This window comes from Halorubrum sp. SP9 (genome assembly GCF_005435015.1).
In the GTDB taxonomy this organism is placed as follows: domain Archaea; phylum Halobacteriota; class Halobacteria; order Halobacteriales; family Haloferacaceae; genus Halorubrum; species Halorubrum sodomense.
In genome coordinates this window covers 1-228 of the sequence record NZ_SGXU01000734.1, presented here as the reverse complement: position 1 = coordinate 228, position 228 = coordinate 1, and the positions used below count along the sequence as shown (strand labels likewise).

Annotated in this window: 1 pseudogene; it reads right to left on the bottom strand. The window is 69.3% G+C overall.

The window, feature by feature from the left end:
* Nucleotides 1-228, bottom strand: a pseudogene (locus EXE45_RS19160) (iron ABC transporter permease); the annotation flags it as partial.

Here is a 228-nt window from a genome sequence, read left to right as displayed (position 1 = left end):
CCCGGTCCGAGCGGACGGCCCACTCTAGGGCGAGCACTAAGACGACGACGACGAGCAGCTGGAGCGAGAGCAGCGCCGCGTAGTCGCGGCCGAAGGCGTTGTACTCGACGTATATCTGCCGAGTGAACACCGGGAGCCGCATGATGGAGGGGGTGCCGAAGTCCGAGACCGCGTACAGCGCGGCGAGCAGCGAGCCGGCGGCGATCGCGGGTCGGATCGTGGGGAGCG